This is a genomic window from Polyangium sp. y55x31 (assembly GCF_029946505.1).
Lineage (GTDB): Bacteria > Myxococcota_A > Polyangia > Polyangiales > Polyangiaceae > Polyangium.
Genome location: NZ_JARZHG010000044.1, coordinates 1 through 24,144 on the forward strand (window position 1 = coordinate 1; position 24,144 = coordinate 24,144).

The following is a 24,144-nucleotide window of genomic DNA, read 5'->3' on the forward strand; positions in this document are numbered from 1 at the left end:
AAGGCGGCAGCGGCGGTGCCGGCGGCAGCGGAGGCGCCGGCGGAATCGGCGGCGCGGGCGGCAGCGGCGGCGCCGGCGGAATCGGCGGCGCGGGCGGCAGCGGCGGCGCGAAGATGGGAGGTGCGAATTGAATCGCGTTCTTTTCGTGGCGCTCGGCCTCGCAATGCTGAGCCTGGGCTGTCAGAACACGGTCGACGGCGTCTGCGAGGACCTCGGCGAATGCAGCGAGGTCGACCCGAACGATTGCCTCACCGACGGCAAGAAGCTCCAGTCGGACGCGGAGGCTCGCGGCTGTGAAGACGCATTCGAGGAGTACATCGATTGCGTCGCCGGCGCAGTCTGCTCGTGGCGACAGGTTTGCGGTGTGCAGCGCTCCGCCCTGGAGTCCTGCTCCGGCTCGTTCCCGCAGTAGGAGAGCGCATCTGGGAGGCGTTTCGCTGGGGCGTTGCCCCAGGCCCCAGCAGGGGCTGTCCGCCCCTGCACCCGGACCAGCGCAAGCGCTGGACCCGGGGTCGATGAACTGCGCAACGCGCAGTTCATCGAACAGGCCGAGTCAAGACCAGCGACGACCCTGCCAACCAAAACAGCGGCGCTGACGTTTCAGCCGGCAACGATTCGCTGCGTGCGACGACCTTCACGGTCTTGCCACCGGCCTGTGGGAAAAACTGCGCATCGCGCAGTTTTTCCCCAAATGGTCCAGCGCTTGCGCTGGTTCGGGTCGAGGGGCGAATAGCCCCCGCGGGGTCCGGGGCAGCGCCCCGGCGCGACGCTTCAACTACAGCGCCTTCGGCGCGAGCACGCGGCAGATCTTGGCGGCCTCGTCTCGCCGCTCGACCTTCGCCGCCTTGATGTTGCAGTGCAGCCAGTCCTTGCCGATCGGGTAGGCGTACTCCGCCACGTAGAACGTCTGGACGGCGGTCTTGTACGAGCCCTCGCGCGCGGCGGAGCCGTCGGGGTTTTTCTGGTCCTTTTCGACCTTGACGTCTTGCGCATCAGGGGGCGCGAGGTCGCCCATCGGCCCGACGGGCGTGACGGCGACGAGCATCCCGTCGATCTTGCTCTTGCCCTTCGGGACGACCCAGAATCCCCCTGCCGACGCGTCCGAGATCTGCATGTTCCCCGGGATGGCGACCTCGCACTTCGCCTCGGGCACCTGCACGCGGACGAGGGCCTCTTCACCTTTGCCACACCCCGCGAGGGCGGCGGCGACGACGAACATGGATGCGACGGTACGGATCGAGCTCTTCATGGGGGTAGCGGTTCCTTTCCCTGCTTCGTGGCGTGACGCGGCGCCTCTAGCAAAACCCTGCGAGCAAGGGAACAGGAAACTTGACGTGCCGGTACGTCACGAGGTCGGCGCTGGTGCGCTCGGGGGCTCGCCGTTTCAGGGCTCTCCGTCCCAGTAATCGACCGACGTCTCCTTGCGCTGCACCACGCGGAAGGCCCCGGGCTTTGCTTCGGCCTTCGCGAGGTACTTGCCCGAATCGGGGTACTCGCAGATCTCGGGGTACTCCATCGTGCTGATGGACAGGTATTTGAGGGGCGCGTTCGAGGTATTGAGGATCTGGTGCGGGTACTCGGGGCCCGGCGGGATGAAGATCACGTCGCCGGCCGTGATGGGCAAATGCTCGCCGGCTACGCGCAGCGTGCCTTCGCCTTCGAGGACGATGAACATCTCCTCCTGCACGTAATGGTAATGGTAGGGACAGCTCCGGGCGCCCGGGGGCATGATGTCGATCGAGGCGCCGAGCTTTTTCGCCGCCGTGCCCGGGCCGAGGGTGGCGGCCAGGGTGTCGTACAGCGGCGCGCGCTGGAAACGTTCGAGGTTCGCCGTGTTGAAGTTGCGGATCAGGCGTTGCCTGAGATCAGTGGCTTTGTCGCTCATGGGAGCGCCGAGGCTAGCACGCCCCGGCCTCACCAATAAGCAAAAGCCCCGCGGAAGAGCCCCCGCAGCCCCTCTTCGTCGATGACACACGGCGCATTCGAGACGAGGCGCGCCTGCACGATCGTCCCGGCGGCGAGCGCCTCCACGTCGGCTTCCCCGTATCCCACCTCGGAGAGCCCATTCGGGATGCCCGCTGCGCGCATCATTCCGCTGAGGTGCGTCGCCAGCACCTCGCCCGCGTCCTCCGTCGCGGCGCCGCGCACGTCCGCGCCGAGCCGCGCCGCGGCCTCCAGATGCCGCGCTGGGTTCGTTTGGGCGAGCGCCCGGAACACCGAAGGCGCATTCACCACGACCGACACCCCGTGCGGCACGAGCGGCTCGCCCTCGGGATACCCCGGCATCGTGAACGAGCGGCACAAGCCCGAGACTGCGTACGACATCGCGTGCGGCAAATGCACGCCCGCATTGCCGAACGCGATGCCCGCGAGCGTCGCCGCCCACGCCATTCCCTCACGCGCCTCCTCGTCGTCCGCATCTTCGACTGCGCGGAGCAGATAACGCCCCGCGAGCTCGAGCGCGCTCTTGCAGCCCATGTCGCTCCACGGGTTCGCTCCCTGGCTCATCGGGCGCTTGCTCGCCTCCGGCGCCCGCGGCCGCGTCGAATAGGGCCGCGCCGTGAACGATTCGAGCGCGTGTGTCACCACGTCGAACCCGCTCGCCGCCACCACGCTCTTCGGCATCGTCCGCGTGGCCGTGGGGTCGACGATCGCCCGGGTCGGGCGGAGTCTTCGGGAGGCAATGCCCGTCTTCGCCTTGCGGCTCGTATCGTCGAAGACCGCGATGCCCGTGCATTCGGCGCCCGTGCCCGTCGTCGTCGGGCAAGCAACGTGCGGGGGCAGGGGACCCGGCACCTCGCGGCCCTCGCCGATCGGGCGGTTCACGTACGCATAAAAGTCGGCCGGGTAGGTCGCGTAAAGCAACGCGGCCTTGCACGTATCGATGACCGATCCGCCGCCGACCGACACGTACCCATCGAACCTGCCTTCCGCGGCGAACCGCGCGGCCTCGGCGAACGAACGCTCCGTCGGCTCGATGTGCACTTCGTCGTAAACGACGACATCGATGCCCGCGCGCCCGAGCGAGCGGCGCGCCTCCTCCACGGGCAGGAGCCGCGCGAGCCGCGTATCCGTGAAGAGCGCGACGCGCCGCAGCCCGAGCGCCGCGGCCTCCTCGCCGACCTCCGCGAGCGCGCCCGGGCCGAACGTGACGGCCGAGGCGTCCATCGAGAACGCCGCGTCGCCCCCCTCGATCAGCGCATAGCCGAGGCAATATCCCATTGCCCTAGACCCACTTCTCGCGGCGATACCATTCGAGGGCGAGGCGCACGCCTTCCGCGAGCCGCACCTTCGAGCGCCAGCCCGTGGCCTCGCGGAGCGCGTCGCTCTTGCACGTCCACGCCTCCTGCGCGCCCATCTTCGCCTTTTGCCGGTTGAAGAGGCGCGGCTTCTTGTCGAAGCGCGTCGCGATCTCGCCGCCGAACGCGGCCACGTCGACGAGCATCTCCGGCAGATCCACGGTGAGCACGCGCTGGCCGCTCGCCTCGACGATCGCCCCCTGGAAGCGCTCCCAGGTCACGGGGTCGTTGTCGCACACGAAAAACGCGCGGCCCTTCGCGCCGTCGTGTGTCGCGGAGACGAGCGTCGCCGTGACGAGGTCGTCGACGTAGATGCCGGAGAACCAGCGCTTCTTGTTGCCGAAGAAGACGTTCCGGCCGCGCTCGACCTCGCGGAAGAGGTTGAAGTAGTCGACGTCGCCCGGGCCGTACACGCCGCCGGGGCGCAGGACGGTCCAGGGGATCACGTCGCCGGCGCGCTCGACGATACGCTCGGCTTCGAGCTTGCTCTGGCCGTAGAACTCGATGGGGCGCGGCGTATCCGTCTCGACGTGGGGGCGCGTGGCGCTCGAAGGGCCGAAGCTCGCGAGGGAGCTGACGAGCACGAAGCGGCGCACCTCGGGGTGCTTCTTGCGCAGCGCTTCGAGCAGGTTTTCCGTGGGCATCACGTTCGCCCTCTGGAAATCGGCGTACTCGACGCCCTTCGTCGCGCCCGCGACGTGCAGCACGTAGTCGGGCTTCTCCTCGGCGATCAAGCGCTCGAGGCCCGCGCGATCGTCGTACTCGACCTCGACCGAGCGCCCCCGCTTCGCGGGCGGCGAGCCACGTCGCCGCAGCGAGACGACGTCCACGCCTCGATCGACGAGCGCGCTTTGCAAGCGGCCGCCGATGAAGCCGCTCGCGCCCGTGAGGAGGACCTTTCCGGTTGAAATTCCGAGCTCTTCCACGTCGCCGCTTTGCCTCAACTGGCGCGGGGCGGCAAGATCCGATCAGAGGGGCGCGAGCGTCTGCAGGATCCGAAAGGCGTCCGCGCAAGTCTGCGGCGTGTGGCAACGCGCCACGAGCATGCTGGGCGGCGCACCCATCGGGATCCGATCGGTGAGCGGCCTCGACGCGAGGCGGCCTGTGACCGACGACGTGTCGCCGCCGATCACAGGCATCTCACGGCCTCAGTCGCTCCAAAGCCAGCATCCCTTGCGCACACCAACGAGCGGATCACCGAACGTTGCGTTGTTGCAGGTGACGCCGTCGGTCGCCGATATATGAGCAAAAACGCCACGCGCTCCATAAGCCACTTTACGGGTTCCCGTGAACGAGCACCACCCGTCCTCGTCGGCGCAGTACGTCCAGGCGGCGTGCAGCTCGGAAGACGCCTCTGCCACGCTCCCCGGCGCTGCCGGCGGTGCCGACGGCGTGTCGGCACCGGCGACACGGCCATTCAATACGAACAGGGCTGCACAGCCCAGGAAGGTCAACCAGATCGTTCGTTTCATGATGCCCCCTTTGTCGACTCGACTCCCTTTGCAGCTCGATGCGCAGTACGTCCACATCGCTTCGGACATCCTTGGCATACACAACATCCATGCCACGTGGCACCGGAGCCACATGCGCAGCCGCAGGAGTTGCTTGTCCATCGGTCGTCGGCTCATGCGATTCGGGGATGGCCCGAGCCGACATCCGGCGTGCAAAGACGCTGGTGCAATGGGCGCGGCGTAGCCCCCGAGAAGGGCACGAGCGCGCGGAGCCGGCCCAGTGAGGAGGGGGGCCGGCGGCGGGATGCATCGAACACCACCCCTACCGCGAAAGGGGGGGACGACGCTCGATCGAGCGTCGCCTGGGCCTTCGAGGGGGTGGAGCATCGCTCGGCGCTGCGTCGAAGGGCCTCTCATGGGGTGTCGGGACGCAGCGCGAAGCGGCGTCGTCGCCTGTCCGTGGGTGGGCAAGCGCAACGCGGAGCGGCGTTCGAGCCTATCGGGGGGTCGGCAAGCGCAACACGGAGCGGCGTTCGAGCCTATCGGGGGGTCGGCAAGCGCAACGTGGAGAGGGCCTTCGAGCCCATCCGAGGGTCGGCAAGCGCAACGCGAAGCGACGTTCGGGCCCATCCGAGGGTGGGGAAACGCAACGTGGAGCGGCCGTCGACCCTGGGGAGGGCTTGCGCGCCGCAATGCCTTGCGTTCGCCTACCCTCCTGGAGGGTTCAGCCCAGTTCCACAGACGCCTGTGCATCGACCGCATCGCGGTCGATGCATCAGAGGTCCAGGGCTGGCCCTGGTCCGGGTCGAGGGGCGGACAGCCCCTCGTCGGGGTTCGGGGTGAAACCCCGACGGCACGCTGTGGACACCCTCTCAGCCGCGCTTTGCGAGGTACGCGGCCACGCTCGGGAGCGCGCGGAAGCGGTCGTGGAGGGCGCGGAGCCGGGGGAAGTCTGCGAGGCTCTCGGGCTTCATGCCCACGTGGTTGTCGAGCGCGTCGAACGCGAGCACGTCCGCGTATGTCGGCGACTCGCCGCCGCCGAACCAGGTACAGCTCCCGAGCAGGCCTTCGAGCGTGCGCAGCGTGCCGGGCAGGTCGGCCCAGTACTTGTCGATCACGGCTTGCTCGGTGTGCATGAACGCGGCGAACTGCACGGGCGCGAACTTGGTACGCCAATCATTGATGGTCTCGGCGGCGACGTCGGTGTTCGTCTTCTCGACCTCGTCCTTGCCGTCGAGGTTGAAGACGCGGGCGAGGTGGCGGACGATGGCCATGCTCTGCGGGAGCTGGCGCTCGCCGGATTCGCTGCGCTCGATGAGCACGGGGACCTGGCCGAGGGGCGTCTTCGGCTTGAGCTCGGGCCAGTTCGTGACGGGCGTGTTGGTGAAATCGACGTTCGCCGTGGCAAACATGAGCCGGATGGGCTCGGCGCGGCCACGGAGCGGGAAGTAGAGCAGTTCGTAGGAAGTGGACATGGCCCGACCTTCTATCAGGAAGGCGCGAGGCGGTGAAGAGGCGCCCGGATGGGTGCGCCGGCCGCCGTTTTCTCCGTGCGAATCCGTACGAACTCCTCTACCGTGCGCCGCATGAGCGACGAGGATACGGACGATTTCGAGGACGAGGACCGTGGGGACGAGGAGGAGGGCGACGATGAGCCGAGCCCCCATGAGGTGAGCTTCGACGAGGATACGGAGGGCGTGCTCGTCGCGGGCAAGCGCTTCTCGACGGGTGGCATGACGCGCAGGCAGCTCGGCGAGTTTGCGAAGCATGTCGAGGCGGTTGCTGCGAAGTCGGGGCATGCGTTGACGGTCGTGGCGTCGGGCGATCTCACGGATACGGGGCCTGCGCCGGACGATACGGCCTACGCGGAGGTGCACGTCGGCTTCGAAGGCGGGCGCGGCGGGACGTACGGGCCGGATACGATCCTGCGTGACGTCGCGCTGCACGCGCTCGAGCGGGCGAAGGCGGTGCCGGACGAGGTGTGGGCGGCGGTCGGCGAGAAGCTCGAAGGGCGCGAGCGTGAAGAATGGGACGAGGCGTCCGTGTCGATGTACTTCACGTGCGTAGGACCTCTGACGGCCGCGACGCTCGCATTCGGCATGCTCGGGACCAAGGACGGCGAAGGGCCCGGCGAGTACATGCGCGGCGTGGACATGGAGCAGATGCCGCACGAAGAGGGCGTGTGGGGCCTGAAGGTTGCGTACGTGCAGTACGAGAGCCCGGAGAGCGAAGAGGTCGATCTCGGCGACGCCGCGCACGCGGAACGCGCGGGCGAGCTCGGCGTCCCGGATGCGCGTTACTTCATCCTCGCTCGTTACGATTGACGGACGCCTAGCGCCCCTGGAAGCGGCCGGCGCGCCTCTCGACGAACGAGCGCATGCCTTCGGCGGCATCCTCCGTGCCCATGAGGGCGCGGGCTCGTTCTTCGAGGCGCGCGGCTTCCACCTCGGGGCCTTCGGTCATCGCCGCGCGCGCCGACGCGAGCGTGGCGCGGACCGCGATCGGCGCCTGCGCGGCGACCCGCTCGCTGATCCACGTGGCGCGATCCAGCAGATCGGCTGCGGGGACGACCTCCTGCACGAGCCCGATCCGATACGCCTCCTTCGCATCGAACACGTCGCCCGTGAGCAGCCAGCGCATGGCATTGCCGTGGCCTGCGAGCGCCGGGAACCGGAGCGTGGCGCCGCCGAACGGGAAGATGCCGCGCTGCACTTCGAGCTGTGAGAAGCGCGTGTCCTCGGCCGCGACGCGGATGTCGGCGGCGAGCGCGAGCTCGATGCCGATCGTGAAGCAATATCCTTGCACCGCGACGACCATCGGCTTCGTGAGGCGCCGCGGGCCGATCGCGAGTGGGTCCACGCTCCCCTTCGGGTAGAGCGCGCGGCCCGACGCGACTGCGGGCCCGACCTCCGCGAGGTCGAGACCGCCCGTGAAATGGCCTCCGTGGGCGAAGAGGAGGCCACATCGGAGCCCCTCGTCCTCCTCGTAGGCCGTGTACGCCTGCGCGAGCTCGTCGAGCATGGCGAGATCGAATGCGTTGCGCTTCTCCGGTCTGTTCAGGCCGATGCGGACGACATGACCGAGACGCTCCACCGTGACGCGTGCCATGGGCGGACGTTACCACGCTCGGCCCCTCGCCGGCGCCTGGAATCGGGCCCGACCCGACGCCAGGCCCGCTCGTCCGGATCGCTCCGGGCGGCCGCGTATGTCGTGACGAAACATTGAAATGATTTCGTTTCCAGGATCGGGCTGTCCCGGGATTTCAATCCTTACATTGCTATGTTGATGGTCATGGAATGGAGCACCCATCGTTTCCGCACGGCGTCCGTCCTTCGCGTCCTCGCGGGCCCCCTCATTTCGTTCGTCGCACTCGCGACGGCGGCCTGCGGGGCTCCCGATGGAGGAATCACGAGCGGCGTGGTGTCGGGCGGCGCGGCGTCGGGCGGCGGAGGAGGCACGGCGGGCAGCGGAGGAGGCACGGCAGGCAGCGGAGGAGGCACGGCGGGCAGCGGAGGGGAGGGGCCCGACGAGGATCGAGGGTATAAATTCCGCGCGGGCGAGGACGGATTCGAGATCCGCGTGGAGGGCGACCATTTCGAGCCGTTCTGGCCGATCGGGGTCAATTACAGCCACGCGATTCCGGGCACGTCCCCGGGCGAATTCGTGGCCACGCGCGAGCAGATCGCCGAGTGGATCGAGACGATCGCGGAGCTCGGGGCCAACTCGGTGCGCATCTACACCGTGCAATCCCCGCTCTTTTACGAGGAGCTTTTGCGCCACAACACCGAGCACCCGGAGCACCCGCTCTACCTCTTGCAAGGGGCGTGGCTCAAGGAGCCGGAAGAGGATCCCGAGTTCACGGGCGTCCCGGATTACCTCGACGAATCGATCCGCATCTGGTTCCGCGACGAGATCGAGAAGGTCGTCGACGTCGTCCACGGCAACCGCGAGATCCCCTACGGCACGCCGGAGAACCCGATGAACTACGGCCGCGCGTTCGGCAAGTACACGGCCGACGTATCTCCGTGGCTCCTCGGCTGGCTGGTCGGCCGCGAGGTCGAGCCGCTCACCATCATGAGCACGCAGCAAAAATACTACAAGGATCACTGCCACGAGCTGCCCTGCGAGGTCTCGTTCTCCGGCACGTGGTTTTCCATCGAGAACGCGACGCCGATGGAGGCGTTCGTGACCGAGCACCTCGATTACCTCACGGTCTACGAGGAAGAGCGGTACGACGTGAAGCACCCCATCGGGTTCTCGAACTGGCCCACGCTCGATCCGATCGACCATGTGGTCGAATACGAGTATCCGGAGTCCGTCGACGACATCGAGCAGCTCGATCTCCTGAAGATCGAGGTCACCCCGGGCTTTGGCCCCGGGCTCTTCTTCTCCTATCACGCCTACCCGTATTATCCCGAGTTCATCCTCTACGAGCCGGATTACCAGGTCGAGGACGACATGGGGCCGAACTCGTACCTCGGCTACCTCGACCACCTGCGGGAGCTCTACGCCGGCCGCACGTTGATCATCGGCGAGATCGGGCACCCTTCGAGCCAGGGATCCGGGCATTACGCCAAATCAGGGCTGCACCACGGCGATCTCGACGAGAAAGAGCAAGCCGACGCCGTTTCGCGGTCGCTCCGGACGATCCGGACCGCCGGGATGAACGGCGCGTTCCTGTTCGAGCTCATCGACGAATGGTTCAAGCGGGCCTGGGTGGTCGATCGCGTGGAGCTGCCCGCGGAGCGGCGGCGGGTCTGGTACAACCCGATGAGCCCGGAGCAAAACTTCGGCTTCATCGCGATGCGCCCCGGCCCGGAGGGGCTCGCGCACGTGCTCGACGGGAAAGGGGACGATTTTCTGGTCGAGCCGAACGCCTGGCAAGAGGGTCCGCCCCTCGCGCCGCAGGGCGACGTGTACGATCCCATGCGCACCCTCCGCGAGATCAAGGTGGACTCCGACGAGGGGTTCCTGCACCTCCTGATCCGGGTCGCGTCGCTCGATCCGGACGGCAATGGAAAGGTCGACTGGGATCACGTGGATTACGTGGTCGGCCTCGATACCTACCTGCCCGAGGCCGGCGACGCGTGCCTCGATCCCGAGTGTTCGCTCCGCACCGAGCGGCGCATCGAATTCCTCCTTCGTATCGAGTCGGAACAGGACGTCGCGTTGCTCGTCGACCAGCCTTACGATCTTTTCGGCATCTGGCACAGAAAACGGGAGTACTGGCAGCTCTATCGTACGGCCCCCAACGACGACGGCCTGTTCAACCCGGTCCGCACCATCACGAACAACTCGTTCTGGTACCAGGGCGAGATGATCGCGCCGATCGTCTGGCAGGACACGGGCCGCTTCCGGACCGGCCCCGAGGCGGTGCGCTCGACGAACAATTTCTGGTATTCGATCGAGGACGGGACGCTCGAGGTCCGGATCCCGTGGACCCTGCTCAACGTGACGGACCCCTCGCAGCGCCTCGTGGTCGATGATCACGTGCCCGGTCCGAAGACCAGGGAGGTCGAGCTGACCACCACGAAGACCCCCGCGTTCGGGATCATGGTGGCGACGCTCGGCGGCGCCGAGGAGGCGGAAGGGCAGGTGACGGATTCGCTGCCGCGCGCCCTGAAGGCCGACGCTTCGTGGGTCATCCCCGCAGCCGGGGTGGTCTCGTACACCTGGAGCGAATGGGAAATCCCGACCTACCACGCCTACCGCAAGCGCTCCTTCGAGCTCTTGAAAGAGGCGCTGCCGTCGATCGTCCCCGAGAGCGCAAAGCCTTCGCCCTGACGCGCAAGCTCTCGCCCGCACCCGCGCCGGGGTTCGCACGTCGTTCCGCCACGTGCACGCCACCCTTCATGCAAACCCTGCAAGGACGGCCCTCCGAGCGCCTTCCGAGAATCAGCCTGAGGTCCTTTCGCAGAGGTGCCCGATCTCCAAGGACTTTTCGCTCGTTCGTCGGACGGTGCCGTGGAGCCCAGGCTCGCGCGCCCGCGCCATCCGCCCCCGCCGCCCGTGACTCGGTGGGTTGCGGCGCGTAGGCCGCAGGTCGAGGTCTAGACTCCTCAGCCAGCCCACCATGCGAACCCAGAGGCGTAGGTCGCGTTGCGCCTGGGTGAGGGTCGAGCGGCGGCATGACGATTGCAATCAGGTCGGCGCTACCACGAGAGGTGCGGACTCATGGCGCGTGTCCTGCTCATCGACGACGATCACGACCGGACGGAGATCATCGCCCGCGGCTTGCGAGCGGAGGGGCTCGAGGTGGTGCAGGTCGGCACCCGCCGCGAGGCATTCGTAGCCCTCGACGGCCCAGGCCACTTCGATTGCGCGCTCGTCGTGCTGGCCCTGCCGACCGGCGACCGGCTGGAGCTCGCCAAGGAGCTCCACGCGCGGTTCCCCGGCCTGCACGTGGGCCTGGCGCGGGGGCACCGGCTCTCGGTGCGTCCGAACGAACACACGAGCGAGCGCACCCTGCGGTTCGAGCCCGTCCCCGAGGACGGTCGCAAGCTCGCCAAGGCCCTGCGCTCGCGGCTCATCGCCGCCTGACCGGCCCCCCGCGTGCCGTCCGCCTGGCACGTGTGCCAGCACGTGCCCGGCACACGTGCCACCGCCGTACGCTAGGCCACGATCATTCGGACGAGGGTCACGGCGGAGAAGATCACGGCGAGGAACGTCCCCACGAGGCCCCAGAACATGAGGCGGGGGTGCCGGTCGACACCGCGCGCGGCCTCGCGCAGGAACCGCTTCGCCAGGGTGCCGGTGCAGGCCACGTGGATCCGACCTTCGAGGGCCTGCCGCAAGAGCTCGATCATCTGCCCCGCAGAGGCGTATCGCTTCTCCGGGTCCTTCGCGAGCCCATCAACGGCGAAGTGCACGAGCTCGGGCGGGAGCCCTTCCTGCGTGTGGTGGCAGCTCCGCTTCACGTCCCGAACGCTGGGCTCGTGCTCCATGACGCCCGTCAGGATGTCGCCGAGCGTCTGCCGATCCGCGAGGTAGTGGCGCAACGTGACGAGCTCGTGGAAGAGCACGCATGCGCTGTAGAGGTCGCTCCGCGTATCGAGCTTGTCCACCTCGCCGCGCGCCTGTTCGGGCGACATGTACGCGGGGGTGCCGACGAGCGAGCCGACGTGCGTCATGAACATGCGGCCGCGGTCGGTCTCCTCGCCCAGCGTCGCGTCCGCGCCCCGCGCGAGATCCCGCTCGGCCGCGACGGGCTTGGCGATGCCCCAGTCCATCAGCACGACCTCGCCGTAACGTCCGACCATCACGTTCCCCGGCTTGACGTCCCGGTGCACGACGCCGTTCGCGTGGGCGTACGCGAGCGCCGAAAGGACGTCCACGAAGATCTCGACGCGGCGCTCGAAGGTGTACTTGCGGTGGTAGTCGGGATCGCCGTCCGCGAGCCTGCGGATGATGGTCTCGAGCGTCTCGCCCTCGACGTATTTCATCACGAAGAAGTAACGGCCGAGCTCGTCGACGCCGACGTCGTGGATGGGCACGATGTTCGGGTGCTCGAGGCGGCCGACGGTGCGGATCTCGTCCACGAAGCGAGCGAGCATCACCGGATCACTCGCCTCGGGCAGCAGGCGTTTGACCGCGACCTTGCGGGCGATGTCCTGATCGTGCACGAGCACGACCTCCCCCATGCCGCCCGCGCCGAGGGTCTTGATCGGCTCGTACCGCGACTTGGACTCGGCGACGAGCCGGACCTCGGCGCCGTCATCCTCGACGCGCGGGAGCACGGTGGTTCGTAGGGCCGACGAGGGCGGCGGCAGCGAGGAGAGGGGTCTTCCGAGCGCAACCGCGGTCTTGGCCTGGGCAAATCCATCCCCAGGCGCGAGCATGGTCTCCGCGTTCATCGTTTCGAACATGGTCATGGGGAGCACCGCCAAGAGTACCCGTGGGGACACGATCGAAACGTCGTTCGTCTGTCCAGGCCGGGTACCGCCTTTCTTGCAGCGAGCTTGACACGGAGGAGGCGGCTCCGCTCTCCTCCGAGCCATGCAGCGATTCGAGGGAAAGGTAGCGGTCGTCACGGGGGCCGCGTCGGGGCTCGGGGCGGCGGCCGCGCGGCGGCTGCACGCAGAAGGCGCGGTCGTGGTGATCACGGACGTGGCGCAGGACCGAGGCGAAGCACTCGCCGCGGAGCTCGGGGCGCGGGCCGAGTTCGCCGCACTCGACGTGACGCAGGAGGCAGAGTGGATCGCGGTGCTCGACGCGGTCGTCGCGAAGCACGGTCGGCTCGACGTGCTCGTGAACAACGCGGGCGTGGGCGTCGTGGGCGACGTGGAATCGACGACGCTCGAGCAATGGCGGTTCGTGCACGCGGTGAACACGGAGGGCACGTTCCTCGGCTGCAAGCACGCAATCCGGCTGATGAAGGAGCGCGGAGGCGGGGCGATCGTGAACCTGTCGAGCGTGGCAGGCATCATCGGCGCGCCGAACCTCGCAGCCTATTGCTCGAGCAAGGGCGGCGTGCGCACGTTCACGAAGTCGGTGGCGGTGCATTGCGCGCGGAAAGGTTACGGGATCCGGGTAAACTCGGTGCACCCAGCCTTCATCGATACGCCGATGGTCGACGCGATGGTGGAGAAGTCCAAGGATCCAGCGCAGTCGAAGGCAAACCTGGCGAAGCCGATCCCGCTGGGGAGGCTCGGCGAGCCCGAAGACGTGGCGGCAGCAGTCGCATACCTGGCGTCAGACGACGCGAAGTTCGTGACAGGTACGGAGCTCCTGGTCGACGGCGGGATGCTCGCCATCTGACTGAGGGGGGCTCATCGGGGAGCGCTTCGCCGGGGCGCTGCCCCGGGCCCCGCGGGGGCTGTTCGCCCCTCGACCCGAACCAGGGCAAGCCCTGGACCTCTGGGCGACGACTGCGCAGAGCGCAGTCGTCGCGGGGAAACCTCGTTTTTAGCTGTCCGCCCCCCTTTGCTGGGCACGCCCTGGACCTCAGGTGGAAAAACTGCGCGGTGCGCAGTTTTTCCAGCAGGCCGGTGGCAAGACCGCGGGGGCCTGTTTCAAGCTTGAACCGTCAGCGCTGCTGTCTTGGCGGGCCAGCCCGTCGCCGGTCTTGCCACCGGCTGTTCGATGAACTGCGCATCGCGCAGTTCATCGACCCCGAGTCCAGCGCTTGCGCTGGTCCGGGTCCAGGGGTGGACAACCCCTGGTCGGGGTCCGGGGTGGAAACCCCGGCGCTGACGCGTCAGTGCTGGGCGTTGACGTCAATCTTGCGGCGGAGTGTGTCGATGAAGGCGCGGGCTTCGGCTTCGGTATCGCAGAAGTGGACGGGGAAGGTGTTCACGCCGCGGAGGAGGCGCGCGGCGCGGAAGATCATGGTGCCGAGGACGCGGGTGTGGAAATTTGCGCCGATGAAGGCGCAGCCGAGGATGGGGGCGACGGGCGTTCGGTCCTTGGGACCGTTGATGACGACGCGGCGTGCTTCGGCGGGCATTTCTCCGAATTCCTCGACGTCGAGGATGAGGAAGAGGTGCGGTTTGCCTTTGGAGAAACGGAGCTGGGTGTCGTAGAGGCGCCTCGCCTCGTCTGCGCTGACATGGCCGCGGAAATGAATGAGGACGAGATCGGGCTCCTCGGTGAGGATTTCGTTTTCTTCGAGGGCAGGGGGCATTTCGAGGGGGGGAGCGTATCGGCGGGGAGGGGAGGGGGATTCAGCCGGCGGGGCGGCGGTTGCGGCGGAGCTCGTCGAACCAGGCGAGGGCTGCGGTTTCGGTATCGAAGAAGCGGACGTGGAAGTGGAGGCCGCGGTTCAACATGCGGGATGCGCGGAAGATCATGGCGCCGAGGATACGGGCGTGAAAACGTGCGCCGACGAGGGCGGCGCCGAGGATGGGCACGGCGGCGTCGCCTGCGCTGGGCGCCTCGGAGGCGAGGCGGCGCGCTTCGGGCGTGACGGTTTCCATGCGCTCGACGTTGGCGAGCAAGAAGATGCCGGGCTTGCCTTCGGAGAAACTGCGCTGGATGTCGAGGACGCGCTGCATGTCGTCCACGCCGACGTGACCGATGAAGTGGCCGATGAGGAGATCGGGTTCGCGGGTGAGGACGTGGCTTTCACCGCGGGCGGAAGGGGGCATTGGGCGGGGAACGTAAAGGGGCGGGAGGTGGAGGGCAAGGGGAAGAAGGTTCGACGCAGGCGCCGGAGCCAGCACTTGTGGAGATCGTCAAGCCGATCACGTGCCCATCTTCAGGTGCCTTGCTTCTGCTTGAGCATTGCAACCGCGCGATCCCTGCATCCCTGGTCGCGCTGGTGCTTGCAAATGGCGATGAGCAGCCTGATTTCCTGCTCGGTTGCCCGGCCGGACCAGACCTTCGGCTCGAGCTGCTTGCGCATCGCGGATTCGTCCTCGTTCGTGAAGACCCTCGAATTCGTCGTCGTCGGCGCAGTCTTCCCCGAGGTCTCGCCGTTCACGGGGCCGCCGGTCGGCTCAGGCGTTGCATTCACGGCTCCCTCCTGCTGCGGTGGAGGCGTCGTCGACGCGACGCCCGCAACCTGGTCGGGTCGATCGGCCTGCGGGGGAACGTCTTTCGCGGCGCTCGCCACGGCCGACTCCTCGGATACCGGCGCTGACGTGGCCGCGCGGGGCGTTTCGGTTTGTTCGATCCCCGAGACCACCACGAAGAGGACCACCGCGACCAGCAGACACGCGAGCCCCGCACCTGCGGCGATGAGCCCCGTGGGCCGCGATGAACGCGTCGCCGGTGCCGCGGTGATGCCGCTCCCGAGCGGTGTCGGGACCGGGCCCATCGCCGCCCCAGGATGTCCGGCGGGTGCCCCCGCGTCGGGCTCCGCACCGCTCGGCGTCGGCCCGCGCATCGGTCCCATCGGCACCGTTGCCTGCGCTGCCACGGGGGCGCTCTCCACGTGGGGCGGGTGCGAGGGGAACGCCGGCCGCGAATTCGAAGTCGGCGGCGAGGCGCCGAGGGCGACGTGTCCCGGCTGCGGCAAGCCGAGCGCCTCGGCGAGCGCCTTCACGGCGCTCGTGGCCGATGGGAACCTCTCGGTGGGCGCCTTCGCCGTCGCGCGTGCGAACCAATCGTCGAATGCGGGTGGCAGGCTCGTGCCGAGCCGGGCGGCCCGTGTCGTCGCTGCCTCGCGTGGGCCGAGTGCCGCCTGCGCTGCGAAGGCGAAGACGTTCGCGCCTTGTCGCGACTCCTCGTGCCAGTAGGGTTTGCCCACGAGCAGCGTGAACGTGATCATCCCCAGCGCGAAGATGTCGGTCCCGGGCGAGACCGACGATTCCATCAAGAACTGCTCGGGCGCCATGTAGAGTGGGGTGCCGAGCGATTGCGTCGCGCCTGCCGCCGTGGCGCCGGCGGCCACGATCTTGGCGATGCCGAAATCGAGTACCTTGATGCGCGGGAGGCCATCCTCGCGCTCGCAGAGGAACAGATTGTCGGGCTTGAGATCGCGGTGGATGATGCGCGCGCGGTGCGTCTTGTCGAGGGCGAGCGAGGTCTGATGCAGGTACGCGAGAACCTCCGCCGGGGGCAAGGGGCCCGTGCGGCGCAGCCGTTTGCCGAGCTCCTCGCCACGCAAGAGCTCCATGACCAGGAAGGGCATTCCGGTCGCGTCATCGATGCCTGCATCGAAGACGTCGACGATGTATTCGCTCTCGATCTCCGCGGCGACACGCGCTTCTTGCCGGAAGCGTCCGCGCAGGTCGTCGCTCTGCACGAATTTCGCGTGCATGACCTTCAGCGCGCGGCGGCGGTTCGTCTCCAGGTGGACGACCTCGTACACCGCCCCCATGCCCCCTTCGGCGATACGACGCTCGATGCGATAACGCCCGGCGAAAATGGCCCCGGCTGCCAGATCAGACGACACGACCCGCTCCCTCGACAACGATCCATCGTCCGCATGTTGGCATGCAAACGATTTTCCGTTGCAGTAAACGGCCAGTTGCCAGCGAAGTCAAGCTTCGGGGCGTCGCGCGAGGGCTCGGACGCGGTGGGAAACCGCTCGGCGCGACTGCGGTGGGCTCGGACGCGGTCAGAGATCCACCCGTCCACGTTGACGGGTGGCTCGCACGTGCTCGAAGATCCACCCGTCGAGGTGACGGGTGGTCCACACGTCAGCCGTGGGCCCCCCGTCCGCGCTGGCGGGTGGCTCGCACGGGCACGCGGCCGGGGACGCACGGAGTGGCGACGACGCGGCCGTCTACCCGTGCACCTTCCGCCCGAACTCCCGCATCCACTTCATCTCGTCCTCGGTGAGCGGCCCTTTTTCGAGCGCAGCGAGGTTCTCTTCGAGCTCGGCGCGGGTCTTCGGGCCCGTCAGCGCCATGTCCACGTGCGGGCTCGAAAGCTGGAACCGATAACAATCGCCTGCGCTCATGACCGGCCCGTCCCAGCCCTTCGGGCGCGAGAGGAGCTTGCGCCACGCCGTCGCCGTGTACGCGAGCACCGACGGGGAATGCTCCTTCACGTGCGGGAAAATGTCGCGCTCGGCGCCCGGGTGCGCCGCGTTGTACCGGATCATCAAGAGGTCGAGCGGCGAGTCGGCCGCGAGCCTGCCCGCGCGCGGCCGGTCGTGGATGCTCACGCCGATCGCGCGGACCTTGCCGCTCTCGCGCAAATGGAGGAGCTCTTTTTGCGTCGCCTCCGTCCACGCGGAGCTCGTGCCCAGCCAGCCAAGCAAGTACACGTCGAGGTGATCCGTGCCGAGCTCGCGCAGGAGCTTCTCCGCGCCCGAGCGCACGCCCCAGCCGAACCAGCCGATCTGCGCGTAGCCGATCACCGATACCTCGTCGCGCCGCGCGCCCATCGCCGCCTTGACGGGCGCGCGCATCCCCTTGTTCCGCGAGGTCCACAAGAAGACGTTCACCCCGCGATCGATCGCGGCGCGGACGCCGTCCTCGTCGATACCGTAATTCGCCGCGAGGCCGAGCCGAAACGCGCGCTTGCCGTGCAGCGCCGAGGGGGTCCTGTAAAGCCAGTCGTTCATGTCGTCCACGGTATCACCATTGCGTCAGCCTTCGCCGAGCTCCGTCGTCGTGCGAAAACCAAAACCCGAGTAGAGGTTGACCAGCCGATCCGCGATCCCCATCCCGCGCGCCGTCAGCTTCGACGTCTCCCGCACCCGCGCGCCGATCCGCCGCATCCACGCGAGCTCCTCCTCGCTCATCGGGCCCTCTTCGAGCGCCTTCAAGGCCTCGTCGATTTGCGCCTGGTCCTTCGCGCCCGCCCAGCACGCGCCGATGTTCGGGTTCGAGAGGGCGAATCGGTAACAATCCGCGGCGCGCGGCAGGCGCTCGTCGGCGGGGACGAGCTTGCGATCGAGGAGCTGGCCCCACGAGGTCGAGGTGTAGGTGACGATTCCAGGGGCAGGATCCGGGAGATGCGGAAACACATCCTTGTCCGCGCCGGGGTGCGCCGCGTTGTAACGGATCATCAGGAGGTCGATGCGCGGGTCGCGGGCGAGGCGCTTGAACGCGGGGCGGTTGTGGCAGGAAACCATGACCGAGCGCGCGCGGCCCCGGCGCACGAGATCCGCGGCGGCGTCGAGGATCGTGTCCTTCGGCGGGAGGTTCCACCAGCCGAGGAGCAAGACGTCCGCGTGATCCATTTCGAGCTGGCGCAGCGCCTTTTCGAGCGATTTGCCGATGCCGGACGGCGAACGCGAGTAGCTCTGGACGACGACCTTCATCCGCTCGCGCGAGCGTTTTCCAAGGCGCTTCAAGCCTTCGCCGAAATCCGGCGAGCGGTACGAGCCCCAGTAAAAGAAGTCCATCCCGCGCTCGAAGGCGTACTCGACGTCGCTCCCCTTGGCGCCATAAGCCGACGCGAGCCCGAGGGGGACGACTTCGAGATTGCTACGGCCGAGGCGAACGGGAGAAAAGGATTCCGGCATGCAAGATCCTCCGGCGCGAAGGTCGCACGGAGGATCGGGGAAATGCAAGCCGGGTGCACAGGGGATTATCGTGCTTCGGCGGCGATCCGAGCGGGCTCGTTCGCGTCGGCGGCGCTCGCGGTGCGCGCGCCCGTGAGGCCGACGCAAGCGCCGCCGATGCCGAGGGCGACGACGCCGCAGGCGAACGCGCCGAGGAGGGCGCGGCGCGCGTCCCGCGGATTGCCGTGGACGACGGCAAGGACGCGGTCGTGCTCGCGATAAACGACAGCGGCCGAGAGCACGGACGCCCGCGTCTCCGCGCCGAGGCCGAGGTCGAGCTTGCGCGGCGACCAGGCGACACGCGGGTCGTCGCCGGACGCCGCGCGCATGGCAGGCAGGAGGCGCTCGACGCGGAGCGCCCGCACGAGGGCCACGGCGTCGCCGAGGCAAAGCGCGAAGATGGCGGCGACGGCGGCGAGGCCGAGGGTGCGCGAGACCTCGAGGGAGGGGCGGACGCCGGTGGGGAAGACGTTCCAATCGGGCAGGGCGGCGAGGGTGCCGAGGGCGACGCTGACGGCGACGGCGAGCCAGACGGCGCGGCGATCGGCGCGATCGACGAGGGATCCAGGGCGGGCGCGGCCGACGCGGCGGGCGGCGGCGAGGACGAGGGCGAAGGCGGGCAAGAACCCGAGCGCGCAGACGAATCCGGTCGCGGCGCCCTCGCCGAGGCCCCAGCGCGACCAGCGCATCACGCCGATGAGCGCTCCGCCAATGAGCCCGGCCGAGAGGACGCCCACGGCGGCCGCGAAGAACGCAGCGGCGCGGCGAGGCCAGTGGACGGTGGGCTGGACGAGGACGCCGAGGAGGAGGGCGCAGAGCGGGGTGACGACGACGAACGCAGGGCGGAGGCCGGCGTCCATGAGCTTGAGGGCGCCGACGCGGAAGAAGTCGGCGGCCATCCATCCGCCGACGGCGCCGAGGACGGCGTACGGGAGCGAGAGGCGAGGGACGCGGCCGGGAGCGGAGGCGGCGACGGAAGTGGGGGCGGCGATGGAAGCGGGAGCGGAAGCGGAGGCGGGGGCGGCGACGGAGGCGGGGGCAGGGGCGTTTGGCTGGAGCATGGGGCGGTACCTCGCGGGAGGGCTCAGACGCCTTGGATGCGAGGAGAGTTCCCGGAATCTCGGCTTTGTCGCCCACGTCCGCCCCGCGCGTAGGTTTCTTCAGCGAAGCGCCCCGCGCGATGCATAACCCCGTCTTCCAATCAATCCTTTTCGTCGAGGAGAAGGGAGCCGGGCAGGTTTGGAGCGTGAATCGGTGAGATGAACCACGGCGCAGTCTGCGGGGGAACCTACGGTCGGCCCGCGGTTTTCGAGACGTGAGGGCGTGAGCCGTGATATCGTCCACGGCGTTTCGGCTCCGCCATGCTTCGCCCGAGCGACGCGCAACCACGAACTTCCAGCAAGCGCCACCGCAGTGACGGGGGAGGTACAGGATGACGCGTCTGGCGCCGGGGGCGGTGATCGCGGGCGGCAAGTACCTGCTGTCCCACGAGCTCGCGCGCGGCGGCATGGGCTCGGTGTTCGTCGGGCGGCACCTGCAGCTCGACGTCCCGATCGCGATCAAGTTCATCGATCCGGCGAAGACGGCGGCCGGCGACGCGCGCGCGCGGTTCGAGCGGGAGGCGCGCGCGGCCGCGCAGCTTCGCAACCCGAACATCGTGCAGATCTTCGATCACGGGGTCGACGGCGATCTGCCGTATATCGTGATGGAGCTCCTGCAGGGCGAGGATCTCGGCGCTCGGCTGCGGCGGGAGCGGCGGCTCTCGCTCCGGCAGGTCGCCTCGATCCTGCTGCAACTCGCGCGCGGGCTCCGGCGCGCGCACGAGCTCGGGATCGTGCACCGCGACCTCAAGCCCGGCAACATCTTCATGGCCCAGGTCGAGGACGAGGAGATCGTCAAGATCCTCGATTTCGGCCTCGCGAAGGCATTCGTCTCGGATGTGGCCGACGAGGTCACGCAGAGCGGCGTGGTCATGGGCTCGCCGCAGTACATGAGCCCGGAGCAAGCGCGGGGGGTGAAGAACATCGATCCGCGCAGCGACATCTGGTCCGTCGGGGTCGTCGCGTATCGTTGCATCACAGGGGTCCTGCCGTTCCGCGGGGATCAGGTGGGGGACCTCGTGGTGAAGATTTGCGTCGAGCCCGCGGCGCCGCCGTCGTCGATCGTGCCGGATGTGACGCCCGAAATCGATGCATTCTTCGAGCGCGCGCTCGCGAAGGACCCCGAGAAGCGGTATCGGAACGTGGTCGAGATGGCCTCGGATTTCGCGGCCATCGTGGGCCGGCTGTACCCAGGCGAGCTGATGCCGAGCCTCGGTCGCCTGATGACCACGAGCCCGGGCTCGATGCCGCAGATCCGGCCGCCGGCGGACGCGGACGTCCCGATCGCCGCCCCTCCGCTGCCGCCCCCTCCGCAAGCAGCGCCGGCACCGCCGCCGGGCGCCGCCTCGCGGGTCGCGACGCCCCCGCCCGGCGCGCCGCCGCCGCCGGTCCTGTTCGGACCTCCCCCCGGGCCGGCGCCGTTCGTGCCGGCGAGCGTGCCGTCGCCTGCACCCGCGGAGATGCAGACGAGCACGCTGCCGGGCACGACGATCGCGCGGGTGCATCCGCTCGCGCCGAGGCCCATGACCCCGGCGCGTCTGGCCGCGATCGCGGTGGGCCCGGCGGTCGTCGTCATCGCCGTCCTGTTCATTGCTTTCAATTCGCCGAAGGGGACGTCCGAGGCCCGCTCCACGGACACGCCGATCCTCGCCGAGCGCGGGCTGTCGAAGGCCATCCCGGCGGTGAAGGTCTCGGCGGCCTCCGCCGCGACCTCGCCGAAGCCTCCGGAGCCGAAGGTGGAAGCAGACGCCGAGGCGGGCGTGGTGGAGGACGCCGGTGTCGCCCCCGTACGCACCGGTCCGGTCAAGAAGCAACGCAACTTCGGTTATTGAGAGGGTCCGTGCAAAGAGGCCTCTGCTCCGAAACGTACCTGCGACGCGCCGCGGTCGTCGCTTGCGCCGCAGCTCTCTGCTTCGCTCCTGCGCCTGCCGCGGCGGAGCCCACGATCGCCGATCGAAACGCCGCGCGCTCGCTCGCGAGCAAGGCGGCCGATCTCTTCGACGCCGGCCGATACGCCGATTCGATCGAGCAATTCCGCCAGGCCGAGGCGCTCGTGCACGCGCCGCCGCACGTGCTCTACGTCGCGCGCGCGTACGACAAGCTGGGGAAGCTGGTCGAGGCGCACAAGGCGTACGACGAGATCCTCACGGACCCGCTCATCACGAACACGTCGCCGGCCGCATTCCGCGACGCACGCACGAGCGCCGAGACCGAGAAGTCGAGCCTGCTTCAACGCATTCCGTCGGTACGGCTCTCGATCACGAGCCCGGATACGACACGCGTGCAGGTCACGATCGACGGGAAGACGATCGAGTCCGCATTGCTCGCGGATCCCATCCTGGTCAATCCGGGCACCCATACCATCGAGGCCACGGGGCGGGGGCTCGTCTCCGACGTGAAGCGGGTGACGACGAGCGAGGGCGATCGGCTGAACGTCTCGCTCTCGCTCCGCTGGCAAGGGCCGCTTTATCCGGCGATCGCCGCGTTCGGCGCGGGGGGCCTCGGGCTCGGCATCGGGATCGTGACGGGCGCGATCGCGCTCTCCAAGGTGAGCGAGCTCGAGGAGCGTTGCCCCGCCAAACATTGCTTGCCCGCGGATCGTCCGGTCGGCGATTCGGCGCGCGCGCTCGGGACGGCGTCGACGGTGGGGTTCGTCCTGGGGACCGCGCTCGTCGGCGCAGGCGTGGCGCTCGCGCTCGTTCGGCCGTTCGGCCGTGCGCCGGCGGATGAGGCGGCGGGGACGGGCGTGCTGCGGGTGCAGGTGGGGCTCGGCACGATGCGGGTGGAGGGCGCCTTCTAGGGCGCCGCGAGACCCACGAGGAGGATTGGGGCATGCTGACACGCGCGAGGCTCGGGATCATGGCGCTGACGAGCGCGCTCGGGGGCGCGACGGTGCCCGGCTGCAATGCCGCGACGGGCATCGACGATTTCGCGTACGACCGGGCCTGCGCGGACGCCATCGTCGCCGGCCCCGAGAACTGCGAGACGGAGACGATCGACGAGAACTGCGACGGCATCCCTCGTTGCTCGACGGACGGCCTCTCGGCACGCGCGTTCGGCAGCATGGGCGCGCAGGCGGGGCGCGCGGTCGTCTTCGATCATGCCTCCCACATCATCGTCGCGGGCACGTTCCAGGGCGACATCGACGTCGGCGAGACGTTCAGCTCGAAGGGAGACGACGACGTCTTCGTGGTGAAGCTCGACCGGAGCGGCAAGGTGCTCTGGCAGCGGCACCTCGGCGGTCCCGGCGTGCAGGAGGTCTCCGGTATCGCGGTCGATGCCGCGGACAACGTCATCCTCGCCGGCTCGTTCGATGGATCCATGGAGGTCGGCCCGAAGACGCTGACGAGCGAGGGCGCGGCGGACATTTACGTGGTGAAGCTCGACGCGAACGGCAAGGACGTGTGGAGCAAGCAATACGGCGGGCCGATGGCGCAGACGGCCGCCGCGCTCGCGGTTTCGAGCAAGAACGAGATCATCGTCGCGGGCGGCTTCGCGGGCGCGCTCGATTTCGGATCGAGCACCGACCAGCTCCTCAGCGTGGGCGGCACCGACGTGTTCGTGGTCAAATTCGATGCGAGCGGCCAGCCGACGTTCAGCCGGTCCTTCGGCGACGTGGACGGCAATTCGCTCAATCAGGCCGCGACCGCGGTCGTCGCGGCGCCGGGCGGAGGGTTTTTCGTGGGCGGGTCGTTCCAGGGCACGTTGCTCCAGACGGGGACCGGCGTCCTGCAGAGCACGGGCGGCAATGACCTGTTCGTGCTCTCGTTCGACGCGTCGAACGAGCTCGCGTGGTCGAGGTCGTTCGGCAGCGCGCAGGGCGAGGGCAATCGACTCCTGACCTCGATGGCGCTCGCCCCGGGGGGCGGGTTGTTCCTCGCCGGGACGTTCGAGGGCGGGCTCGCGTTCGCGGACCCCGCGATGGGAAATTCGATCCAGTCGCAGGGAGCGACCGACCTGTTCCTCGCGCGCCTCTCTGCCGGGGGCGCGGCGGTATGGTCGCTCGGGTTCGGGACGAACCTGGCCGAGGCCAAGCCCGCGGTGGCCGCGGACAGCGGGGGCCACGTCGTGCTCACGGGCTCGATCGTGGGCGCCGTGAACTTCGGCGTCGGCCTCAAGCCGGGCAGCGACGAAGACATCTTCCTTGCGAAGTTCTCGGCCGAGGGAGCCGCCATCAACACCCCGCGTTTCCTCGCGGAGGACTATCAGCACGCAGAGGCCGTCGGGACGGACGCGCTCGGCAACATCGCCATTGCGGGGATGTATCGTGGTGTCGTCAAGTTCGAGGCGGAGACGGCCGAAATCGCCAGCATGAACCCGGACGTGATGGCGTCCGACGCGTTCGTCGCCGTGTTCCGCCCCTGAGCCCCTCCCACGGGGGCGGCGGGAGGAGC

Annotated in this window: 23 protein-coding genes; 8 read left to right on the top strand and 15 right to left on the bottom strand. The window is 68.7% G+C overall.

Going from position 1 to position 24,144, the window contains the following annotated elements; translation table 11 throughout:
- The first annotated feature begins 127 nt into the window (after nucleotides 1–127).
- Nucleotides 128–412 (top strand): hypothetical protein, encoded by a 285-nt coding sequence (locus tag QHF84_RS42875; protein ID WP_281319371.1) that lies wholly within the window; start codon nucleotides 128–130, stop codon nucleotides 410–412.
- 363 nt (nucleotides 413–775) lie between these two features.
- On the opposite strand, the gene QHF84_RS42880 is transcribed toward QHF84_RS42875, so the two are convergent.
- The 7 genes from QHF84_RS42880 to QHF84_RS42910 form a co-directional block, all read right to left on the bottom strand.
- A complete protein-coding gene (locus QHF84_RS42880) occupies nucleotides 776–1,249 on the bottom strand; it encodes a hypothetical protein (protein WP_281319372.1) in 474 nt (157 codons plus the stop codon).
- 135 nt (nucleotides 1,250–1,384) lie between these two features.
- Entirely contained in the window at nucleotides 1,385–1,885 is a 501-nt protein-coding gene (locus QHF84_RS42885; protein WP_281319373.1) for a cupin domain-containing protein, read from the bottom strand.
- Nucleotides 1,886–1,914: 29 nt separating this feature from the next.
- Nucleotides 1,915–3,222 carry a hydroxyacid-oxoacid transhydrogenase gene (locus QHF84_RS42890; RefSeq protein ID WP_281319374.1) on the bottom strand — a complete coding sequence of 436 codons (1,308 nt, stop codon included), beginning with the start codon at nucleotides 3,220–3,222 and terminating at the stop codon, nucleotides 1,915–1,917.
- A 4-nt stretch (nucleotides 3,223–3,226) separates the two neighbouring features.
- Complete coding sequence (locus tag QHF84_RS42895) at nucleotides 3,227–4,225, bottom strand: NAD(P)-dependent oxidoreductase (protein WP_281319375.1); 999 nt, start codon at nucleotides 4,223–4,225, stop codon at nucleotides 3,227–3,229.
- Between the two features lie 42 nt (nucleotides 4,226–4,267).
- A complete protein-coding gene (locus QHF84_RS42900; protein ID WP_281319376.1) occupies nucleotides 4,268–4,438 on the bottom strand; it encodes a hypothetical protein in 171 nt (56 codons plus the stop codon).
- Between the two features lie 9 nt (nucleotides 4,439–4,447).
- Complete coding sequence (locus QHF84_RS42905; protein ID WP_281319377.1) at nucleotides 4,448–4,771, bottom strand: hypothetical protein; 324 nt, start codon at nucleotides 4,769–4,771, stop codon at nucleotides 4,448–4,450.
- 851 nt (nucleotides 4,772–5,622) lie between these two features.
- On the bottom strand, nucleotides 5,623–6,225 hold the full coding sequence (locus QHF84_RS42910; protein ID WP_281319378.1) for a glutathione S-transferase family protein: 603 nt from the start codon (nucleotides 6,223–6,225) through the stop codon (nucleotides 5,623–5,625).
- Nucleotides 6,226–6,336: 111 nt separating this feature from the next.
- On the opposite strand from QHF84_RS42910, the gene QHF84_RS42915 reads away from it, so the two are divergent.
- Nucleotides 6,337–7,074, top strand: a complete 738-nt coding sequence (locus tag QHF84_RS42915; RefSeq protein WP_281319379.1) for a hypothetical protein — start codon at nucleotides 6,337–6,339, stop codon at nucleotides 7,072–7,074.
- A gap of 7 nt (nucleotides 7,075–7,081) precedes the next feature.
- On the opposite strand, the gene QHF84_RS42920 is transcribed toward QHF84_RS42915, so the two are convergent.
- The gene (locus QHF84_RS42920) at nucleotides 7,082–7,858 is read right to left on the bottom strand and encodes a crotonase/enoyl-CoA hydratase family protein (RefSeq protein WP_281319380.1); all 777 of its coding nucleotides are present in this window, start codon (nucleotides 7,856–7,858) and stop codon (nucleotides 7,082–7,084) included.
- A gap of 183 nt (nucleotides 7,859–8,041) precedes the next feature.
- Here QHF84_RS42920 and QHF84_RS42925 point away from each other — a divergent pair, with 183 nt between their 5' ends.
- Together QHF84_RS42925 and QHF84_RS42930 are read left to right on the top strand one after the other, a co-directional pair.
- Nucleotides 8,042–10,534 (top strand): hypothetical protein, encoded by a 2,493-nt coding sequence (locus QHF84_RS42925; RefSeq protein ID WP_281319381.1) that lies wholly within the window; start codon nucleotides 8,042–8,044, stop codon nucleotides 10,532–10,534.
- A gap of 390 nt (nucleotides 10,535–10,924) precedes the next feature.
- The gene (locus tag QHF84_RS42930; protein ID WP_281319382.1) at nucleotides 10,925–11,290 is read left to right on the top strand and encodes a hypothetical protein; all 366 of its coding nucleotides are present in this window, start codon (nucleotides 10,925–10,927) and stop codon (nucleotides 11,288–11,290) included.
- Between the two features lie 71 nt (nucleotides 11,291–11,361).
- Here the strand turns inward: QHF84_RS42930 and QHF84_RS42935 are convergent, their stop codons facing one another.
- Nucleotides 11,362–12,621: a serine/threonine-protein kinase gene (locus QHF84_RS42935; protein WP_281319383.1), complete on the bottom strand. Its 1,260-nt coding sequence runs from the start codon at nucleotides 12,619–12,621 to the stop codon at nucleotides 11,362–11,364.
- Nucleotides 12,622–12,745: 124 nt separating this feature from the next.
- Here QHF84_RS42935 and QHF84_RS42940 point away from each other — a divergent pair, with 124 nt between their 5' ends.
- Complete coding sequence (locus QHF84_RS42940) at nucleotides 12,746–13,507, top strand: glucose 1-dehydrogenase (RefSeq protein ID WP_281319384.1); 762 nt, start codon at nucleotides 12,746–12,748, stop codon at nucleotides 13,505–13,507.
- Nucleotides 13,508–13,946: 439 nt separating this feature from the next.
- On the opposite strand, the gene QHF84_RS42945 is transcribed toward QHF84_RS42940, so the two are convergent.
- From QHF84_RS42945 to QHF84_RS42970, 6 genes are all read right to left on the bottom strand, one after another.
- Complete coding sequence (locus tag QHF84_RS42945) at nucleotides 13,947–14,372, bottom strand: hypothetical protein (RefSeq protein ID WP_281319385.1); 426 nt, start codon at nucleotides 14,370–14,372, stop codon at nucleotides 13,947–13,949.
- Between the two features lie 40 nt (nucleotides 14,373–14,412).
- Complete coding sequence (locus QHF84_RS42950) at nucleotides 14,413–14,835, bottom strand: hypothetical protein (protein WP_281319386.1); 423 nt, start codon at nucleotides 14,833–14,835, stop codon at nucleotides 14,413–14,415.
- A gap of 110 nt (nucleotides 14,836–14,945) precedes the next feature.
- The gene (locus QHF84_RS42955; RefSeq protein ID WP_281319387.1) at nucleotides 14,946–16,586 is read right to left on the bottom strand and encodes a serine/threonine protein kinase; all 1,641 of its coding nucleotides are present in this window, start codon (nucleotides 16,584–16,586) and stop codon (nucleotides 14,946–14,948) included.
- A gap of 333 nt (nucleotides 16,587–16,919) precedes the next feature.
- On the bottom strand, nucleotides 16,920–17,705 hold the full coding sequence (locus QHF84_RS42960; RefSeq protein ID WP_281319388.1) for an aldo/keto reductase: 786 nt from the start codon (nucleotides 17,703–17,705) through the stop codon (nucleotides 16,920–16,922).
- A 24-nt stretch (nucleotides 17,706–17,729) separates the two neighbouring features.
- Nucleotides 17,730–18,611 carry an aldo/keto reductase gene (locus QHF84_RS42965; protein ID WP_281319389.1) on the bottom strand — a complete coding sequence of 294 codons (882 nt, stop codon included), beginning with the start codon at nucleotides 18,609–18,611 and terminating at the stop codon, nucleotides 17,730–17,732.
- Nucleotides 18,612–18,676: 65 nt separating this feature from the next.
- Nucleotides 18,677–19,711 (bottom strand): hypothetical protein, encoded by a 1,035-nt coding sequence (locus QHF84_RS42970; protein WP_281319390.1) that lies wholly within the window; start codon nucleotides 19,709–19,711, stop codon nucleotides 18,677–18,679.
- 371 nt (nucleotides 19,712–20,082) lie between these two features.
- Here QHF84_RS42970 and QHF84_RS42975 point away from each other — a divergent pair, with 371 nt between their 5' ends.
- Genes QHF84_RS42975 through QHF84_RS42985 form a run of 3 tightly spaced genes read left to right on the top strand, consistent with a single transcriptional unit; the run spans nucleotide 20,083 to nucleotide 24,115 of the window.
- Entirely contained in the window at nucleotides 20,083–21,582 is a 1,500-nt protein-coding gene (locus tag QHF84_RS42975; protein WP_281319391.1) for a serine/threonine-protein kinase, read from the top strand.
- Nucleotides 21,583–21,590: 8 nt separating this feature from the next.
- Nucleotides 21,591–22,550: a hypothetical protein gene (locus QHF84_RS42980; RefSeq protein ID WP_281319392.1), complete on the top strand. Its 960-nt coding sequence runs from the start codon at nucleotides 21,591–21,593 to the stop codon at nucleotides 22,548–22,550.
- A gap of 32 nt (nucleotides 22,551–22,582) precedes the next feature.
- Nucleotides 22,583–24,115 carry a hypothetical protein gene (locus QHF84_RS42985; RefSeq protein WP_281319393.1) on the top strand — a complete coding sequence of 511 codons (1,533 nt, stop codon included), beginning with the start codon at nucleotides 22,583–22,585 and terminating at the stop codon, nucleotides 24,113–24,115.
- The last annotated feature ends 29 nt before the right edge of the window (nucleotides 24,116–24,144 follow it).